The sequence below is a fragment of the Cyanobacterium sp. T60_A2020_053 genome, from assembly GCA_015272165.1.
Taxonomy (GTDB): domain Bacteria; phylum Cyanobacteriota; class Cyanobacteriia; order Cyanobacteriales; family Cyanobacteriaceae; genus Cyanobacterium.
Genome location: JACYMF010000019.1, coordinates 1 through 3255 on the forward strand (window position 1 = coordinate 1; position 3255 = coordinate 3255).

At 30.3% G+C, this 3255-nt stretch carries 3 protein-coding genes; 1 reads left to right on the forward strand and 2 read right to left on the reverse strand.

Annotated elements, in window-relative coordinates; all coding sequences use genetic code 11:
- Nucleotides 1-408: 408 nt before the first annotated feature.
- Nucleotides 409-2151 (reverse strand): protein kinase, encoded by a 1743-nt coding sequence (locus IGQ45_03130; protein MBF2056220.1) that lies wholly within the window; start codon nucleotides 2149-2151, stop codon nucleotides 409-411.
- A 289-nt stretch (nucleotides 2152-2440) separates the two neighbouring features.
- The gene (locus IGQ45_03135; protein MBF2056221.1) at nucleotides 2441-2797 is read right to left on the reverse strand and encodes a hypothetical protein; all 357 of its coding nucleotides are present in this window, start codon (nucleotides 2795-2797) and stop codon (nucleotides 2441-2443) included.
- Between the two features lie 120 nt (nucleotides 2798-2917).
- On the opposite strand from IGQ45_03135, the gene IGQ45_03140 reads away from it, so the two are divergent.
- A complete protein-coding gene (locus tag IGQ45_03140) occupies nucleotides 2918-3184 on the forward strand; it encodes a hypothetical protein (protein ID MBF2056222.1) in 267 nt (88 codons plus the stop codon).
- Nucleotides 3185-3255 lie beyond the last annotated feature (71 nt).

Sequence of the window (3255 nt, forward strand, 5' to 3'; positions counted from 1 at the left end):
AGCAGGGTGTTTTCAAAGTCAGGATCAAAATTGATTTGTTTTTGACAAGAAGACAATATAAGGATGATCCCCCCCAACCCCCCTTAAAAAGGGGGGAGATTCAGGGAGACAGGAGGATTTTTTACTATTAATTGATTTATTAGTAGTTAAAAACCTCTGAATTTCAGATTATTGGCTAGTTTGAGAAACTAACATTTTTGAGAATGAAAACGCCCTGCTTTGGGAGAGGGGTTGGGGTGAGGGCAGATAGTATTTCTCATCACTGATTTCTGACTGCTATATATGTAGCATTTTTCACAATTATGAGGTGTATTTCTTATTCTCAAGTCCCCCTATTTGAGGAGGATTTAGAGGTATTGTCTAATACTTCACCGTCATAATAATTGCTATAGTAAAAATATCTGCTAATTAATCAATAATTATAAAAACTAACCTTGCTTTACTAGGATAATTAAAAATAACTAATAACAAATTTTCTTTTATCAAATGTATATTGCTAATATCAAAACCCAAAGAAATTTTTTTACATAAATTACCATGTAAATTAATCAGAATTATCTCTCCTTGATGACTAGCACAAATAAAGCCTTGAGAATAAGTTAAAATGAAATCTGCTTCAAAATTAAGAGGAAGACGCTTAATTTTTAAAGGTAATAAAAGTATCAGAATAATACAATTACTAAAACTTTCCCTTCCCATTAAATAACCTCTATGTAAAGGATGACTGACGATATTTTCTAAGGGAAATCCAAAGCAAAAATCATGACACCAATTGCCTTTTTTAGTAAAACAACGGGCAAAAGTATAGTTTTTATTAATTTCATTCTGTTTAAAAATTAGTAATCCATGACAATTATCAAGGGCAATAATTTCTAAAGGGAAAAAATGTTCAATATTTAAAATAGATTTATAACCTTGCTTATATTTAAAAATTTCAAAATCTTCTCGCTCACCATCTTTTTTAGTTAAAGCATACCAGCGCCCATCACCGCTTACCATTAATCGTTTTTCTTTAGCCTGAAATGAACTAATTTGGGTTATTGTTTTTTCTGTTAAATCATACTGATATAATTCATTATAATTATCAAATTCAGTAATAATAAAACAACCATTATTATAAACTTTTAAATCGATAATTTTACCATCAAATATATAATTAAAGATTAAATTATTGGTTAAATCTTCTGTTAACTGATAGATAAATAAATAATTATTATTAGCACAATAAAAATAACTATTATTGTAGATATTAAAAATAACAGAATGAAGTATATCAATAAACTTAGCAATGGAAAAAGAAGCAGACTTTTGCTCAAGATAATCACTAAAGAAAAAATTATTTTCCCTTAATTCTACTTCAAGACATAATAAAGATTCAAGCAATTTTAACCTCATTTCCTTAGCCGTGCGAAAACGATGACGAGGTAATTTTTCTAAGGCTTGAAGTACAATTTTACCGAGAGTAGAAGGTAAATCATGGGGAATAAAAGGAGTTTTATTAATATGTTTAAACATGATTTCTTGAGGTGTGCCGTGAAAAGGTCTATCCCCCATTAACATTTCATATAAAATAATTCCTATGGCATAAATATCTGATTGATAAGAATATTTGCCGTAAAATTGTTCGGGCGCCATGTAGGCAGGTGAGCCTGTATCACCTAAACTGTAATTACTAATTTCCTTGTCTTCTTTTTCGATTTTTGCTACGCCAAAATCAGATATTTTTACACCCCATCCCGATGGTGAAAGAGTCAATAAAATGTTTTCTGGCTTTAAATCTCTGTGAATAATTCCCCCTTCATGAATTGCTTGTAATCCTGACAAAATATCAGCAACTATTTTTAACTTTTGTTCAATATTTAACTTAAATTGTTCCTCTATTAAATCTCTTAAAGTTTTTCCCTCACAATATTCTGTGACTAAATAGCGATATTTCTTATCATGTTCAACACCTAAACAGCGAATAATATTAGGATGATTTAAACTTAATAAAATTCTAAGTTCTTTAAGAAATTTCTTTGTAGAAAACTTCTGATTATTAAACTGTTTTAACGCTACTAATTCTCCCGTTTGACGGTGACGGGCGCTATATACCTTTCCGAATTGCCCTTCTCCCACTAAAATTAACTCTCGATAATGAACACTTTTCACGGCTCAATTGATTAATGTATTTTCTTCTACTTTTCTTATTACCTTAAAGTTAGCATAACTATTTCAATCTCGCTACTTTTTTTATTTCTATTACTACAAATATCACTCAATTATATTACGATCTTTAATTGAGTAAAATAATAATTATAGAAACAAAAAAATAATTTAGGAGTTACTTATAACCATTTTAATGTCTTTAAAACACACTTATAATTTTATAAAAATACCTCTGTGCCTTGGCGAGGTAAAAAATAAATATTACTATGGCATAATGAACTAACAGCAACACTTAATTAATCAAAGATTTTAAAACCCAACCGATGACAATTCCAGCGCCCCCAAACCTAACAATTTGCCAAAAAGGTTCACTTAAACTACTCCACTTAAATAACTCACTTTCCAATCGTAATTCTATTTCATCTAATTCTTTTTTTATTAACTCAATTTCACTTTTTAAAGAATTTTGATTATTTTCTTTTAGTTGTTGTATTAAAGTATCTTTTTCTGTGATTAATTCTTGTTTTCTTTGTTGATCTTCTTGTATTTGTTTGTATCTGTCTTTAAGACGATGTAAATTATTTTCTAAATCTTCTAGGGCAGAATTAACGTCAAAATCATTTGTGGAAGAAGGATCAGAAGAAGACATAAGGATTAAGATTAGTGATAAAATAAAAGTATAGCAAAATTTTAGCAAGGAATATCAGCCCTTGGTTAACGTCTAAAGCATGACAAAACGGTAACAATAATTAACAGGAATTATCTAAAAATGACTGAATCATTAAAAAGTAAAACTATGGAAGAATTAAGCACTTTAGAACTAGCTCAAATTTTAGCAGAGAAAATGAGTATTAGTTCTTATGATTGGCATAAATTGAAAAATAATTCTCGCGCCCAAGCGGGACAACAAATCGCTTCTAGTTTAGTATATTTATTAAAAGATCAACCACAGGAAGCCTTAGCGCACGTCACCCAAGCTCAAGGATGGCTAGATCGTACCATTAAACCCTTACCTTGTCCATCCCATGGCAAGTAAGTGATGGAAGTTATGGGGGAGAAGGGGAAGCAGAGGGAGAAGGGGAAGCAGAGGGAGAAGGGGAAGCAGAG